At 63.2% G+C, this 4,410-nt stretch carries 1 protein-coding gene; it reads left to right on the forward strand.

All coding sequences use genetic code 11. The features are described from left to right. A partial coding sequence (locus E0F99_RS29130; RefSeq protein ID WP_130909109.1) for a non-ribosomal peptide synthetase occupies positions 1–4,410 on the forward strand: 4,410 nt, incomplete at both ends.

The raw sequence follows: 4,410 nt of genomic DNA on the forward strand, positions 1-4,410 counted from the left end.
ACCCCGGCCCATCCTGCCGACCGCCTGAACTACCTGTTGCACGACTGTGCACCCGTGGCGGTGCTGACTCAGCAGGATCTGTTGCATCGCCTGCCTGCACTCGACGTACCGGTGATCCGGCTCGACAACCCGACCGCTCACCTCGGTGGCAGCCCGCGTGTAGCGGTCACGCCATCGAACCTCGCTTATGTGATTTACACCTCAGGCTCCACCGGGCAGCCCAAGGGGGTGATGGTTGAGCACCACACCGTGTCGAACCTGGTGGACTGGCACTGCAAGGCCTTCAACCTGCAGGCGGGCAGCCACACCGCCAGCGTTGCCGGGTTTGGTTTTGATGCGATGGCCTGGGAAGTCTGGCCGGCGCTGTGCGTGGGCGCGACACTGCACTTGCCGCCCACGCAGGATGACGCGCAAGACATTGACGCGCTGCTGAGCTGGTGGCGCGCGCAGCCGTTGCAGGTGTGCTTCCTGCCGACACCGGTGGCCGAGTACGCCTTCAGCCAACGCCTCGAACACCCGACCCTGCACACCTTGCTGATCGGCGGTGACCGCCTGCGCAGCTTTACTCGCGCGCAGACCTTCGACGTCATCAACAATTACGGCCCCACTGAAGCCACCGTGGTCGCCACCTCCGGACGTGTCGAAGTGGGCCAGCCGCTGCACATCGGCGGGCCTATCGCCAATGCGACGGTTTACTTGCTGGATGAGCAACAGCGCCCGGTGCCCATCGGTGTGGCAGGGGAGTTGTACGTCGGTGGCAAGGGCGTGGCGCGCGGTTATCTGAACCGCCCAGCATTGACCGTGGAACGTTTTCTCGACGATCCCTTTACCCAGGGGCGCATGTACCGCACCGGCGATCTGGCACGCTGGCTGCCCGACGGCAATCTGCAATACCTGGGCCGCAATGACGACCAGGTGAAAATCCGTGGCGTGCGTATTGAACTGGGGGAAATCGAATCCGCGCTGGCCACCCATCCGGCGATCAAGGAAGCCGTTGTGCAGTGTCGCGAAGGGCAATTGCTGGCCTGGTTTGTCGAGCAGCACAGTGTCGATAGCGAATCGCTGCGCGGCCATCTGCAAGCGTCATTGCCGGATTACATGGTGCCGGTGGCTTATGTGCGGCTGGACGGTTTACCCCTCACCGCCAATGGCAAGCTCGATCGCAAGGCCTTGCCTGCACCCACGCAAGCGGCGTTCGTTACCCGCCTGTTCGAGGCGCCGCACGAGGGTGTTGAAACCACTCTGGCACAGATCTGGACCGAGCTGCTGCAGGTTCAGCAGGTGGGGCGCCACGACCATTTCTTCGAGCTGGGCGGGCACTCGCTGCTCGCCGTACAACTGGTGCAGCGCATGCGTGATGCCGGGTTGCGCGCTGACGTGCAGGTGTTGTTCGGCCAGCCGACCCTCGCGGCGCTGGCAGCCGCCAGTGTCGGCAACGAAGAGCAGGTGCCAGCCAATCGAATACCGCGGGGTTGCACTCACATTACGCCCGATAGTCTCGCGTTGGCTGAGCTCGATCAGCCCAGCCTGGACAGCATCGTCGCCGGTATCCCGGGAGGTGCTGCCAATGTGCAGGAAATCTACCCGCTGGCGCCGTTGCAGGAAGGTTTGCTTTATCACCACCTCACCGATGAACGCGATCCGTACCAGCAACACGCGATGTTCAGTTGTTCAAGCCGCGAGCAGTTGGATGCGTTTGCCCAGGCCTTGCAACAGGTGATCAACCGTCACGATATCCTGCGCACCAGCCTGGTGTGGGATGCCCTTGAGCAGCCGATGCAAGTGGTGTGGCGCGAAGCGCAGTTGCGCGTTGAACCGCTGCGCGAACCGGCAGCGCCGCTGGATTTGCGCCAGGCGCCGTTGATGGCCCTGGACTACGCTGAGGAACCGCACAACAGGCGCTGGGTCGCCAGATTACGCTTCCATCACCTGGTCAACGACGCTACCTCGACCACCGTGCTGGTGGATGAAATTCGCGCCCACCTGCTCGGCCAACAGGCGCAACTGCCCGTGCCGGTGCCATATCGCAATGTGGTCGCGCACGCTCGTTCGTCCGCGCGCCAGGCTGCGCACGAGGCATTCTTTCGTGAGTGTCTGGCGGGCGTCGACGAGCCGACCTTGGCGTTCGGCTTGCAGGAGCGCCAGGCGGATCACGCTGAAATCGAAGCGTTCGAACAGCCACTCACCGATGCCCTCAACCAGCGCTTGCGGGAGCAGGCACGCGCCCTTGGCGTCAGTGCCGCCAGCCTGTTCCATCTGGCTTGGGCACACGTGCTCAGCTGTGTCGCGGGCCGCGATGACGTGGTGTTCGCCACCGTGCTGCTTGGCCGTTTGCAGGCGGGCGAGGGTGCCGACCGCGCCCTGGGGATGTTCATCAATACCTTGCCGTTACGCGTGCGCCTGGCCGGGCAAACCGTGCTTGATGCACTCAACGACACCCAGACTCAACTCAATGCCTTGCTCGCCCATGAACAGGCCGCGCTCGCACTGGCCCAGCGCTGCAGCAGTGTGTCGCCGCTGTTCAACAGCCTGCTCAACTACCGTCACACTTGTGCTGACACAGGCTTGAACCTGGTGCCGGGCATCGCCTTGCTCAGCAGTGAAGACATCCTCAGTTACCCGTTGACGCTCACGGTCGATGACATTGCCAGCGGCTTTCGTCTCAACGTCCAGGCGCCGCGCAAGGTCGGGGCCGAGCGATTGTTGGGCTACGTCGATACGGTCTTGCATGGCCTGGCACACGCACTTGAACACGCGCCAGGCACCTCATTGCGCACGGTGCAGGTACTGCCCGCCAGCGAGCTGCAAAAATTATTGGTGGACTTCAATACCACCGAAGCCAGCTACCCTGACACCCTCACCGTGCAAGCACTGTTCGAAGCCCGCGTGCGGCACATTCCGAATGCCATCGCGGTGCAAGCTGGCGAGCAGCAATTGACCTACCGCGAGCTCAACGAACGCGCGAATCAGCTGGCCTTCCACCTGCGTGAGCACGGGGTGCAGCCGGATTCGCGGGTGGCATTGTGTGTCGAACGTGGGCTGGATTTGGTCGTGGGCTTGCTGGCGATTCTCAAGGCGGGCGGTGCCTATGTGCCGCTCGACCCTGGCTACCCGCGTGAGCGCCTGGCCTACATGCTCAACGACAGCCAGCCGGTAGCACTGCTGGTGCACGCCGCGACCCGCGACCTTGCGGGCGAGGTGTCAATCCCGCTGATCGACTTCGACCGCAGCGCCTGGAGCCAGGCGCCGACCGGCAACCCGCTGGTGCCGGGATTGAGCGTCGCCAACCTGGCCTACGTGATGTACACCTCGGGCTCCACCGGTACACCCAAGGGCGTGATGGTCGAACATCGTGGCCTGAGCAACCTGATGCACTGGGCCTCCCAGCTGTGCCCCAACGCCGAAGGCGGCGCCTTGTTGCAACGCGCGCCCTTCAGTTTCGACGGCTCGGTCTGGGAACTGTTCTGGCCGCTGACCAATGGTATGCGTCTGGTCCTCGCACGGCCGGATGGCCATCGTGAACCGGCTTACCTGGCGCAAGTGATTGGCGAGCAGCAGATCACGGTGATCCAGTTCGTGCCGGCGATGTTGCAGCAGTTCCTCGAACTGGAAGAATCGGCCTTGTGCACCAGCCTCACTGACGTACTGTGCGGCGGCGGCGAACTCACCCAAGCCCTGGCCCGTGGCGTGCAGGCGCGCTTGCCCAAGGTGCGTTTGCACAACGTCTACGGCCCCACCGAAGCCACGGTGGACAGCAGCGCCTGGACCCTGGAACCCGGCGATCCTGTGCCTGCGGTGCAACTGCCGATTGGCCGGGCGATTAACAACGCGCGCCTGTATGTGTTGGATGAACAGGATGCGCCGGTACCGATGGGCGTCAGCGGCCAACTGCACATCGGCGGTGTCGGCGTTGCTCGGGGTTATTTGGGGTTGGAGCAGATGACCGCTGAGCGCTTTATTGACAGCCCGTTTGTTGCGGGGGATCGGTTGTACCGCACGGGCGACCTGGTGCGTTACTTGCCCGATGGCAACTTGGAGTTTCTGGGACGCAATGATTTCCAGGTGAAGCTGCGCGGTGTGCGGCTGGAGTTGGGTGAAATCGAGTCACGCCTTGCCGCGCATCCGGCATTGCGTGAAGTGGCGGTGCTGATTCGTGATGAGCGTTTGGTGGCGTACTTCACCCTTCGCGGGCAAGCGCCGAGCCTGGACGCCTTGCGCGCCTATGTGCTGGAGCAATTGCCGCAATATATGGTGCCAGCGGCCTTTGTGCAGCTTGATGTGTTGCCGCTTAACCCTGCCGGTAAGCTCGACCGTAAGGCACTGCCCGAACCTGGGTTGGATGCAGTGGTCAGTCGGGCTTATGAAGCGCCTGTGGGCGAATTGGAAACCTTGATGTCAGGCATTTGGGCG

It is taken from the genome of Pseudomonas antarctica, assembly GCF_900624995.1.
Taxonomy (GTDB): domain Bacteria; phylum Pseudomonadota; class Gammaproteobacteria; order Pseudomonadales; family Pseudomonadaceae; genus Aquipseudomonas; species Aquipseudomonas antarctica.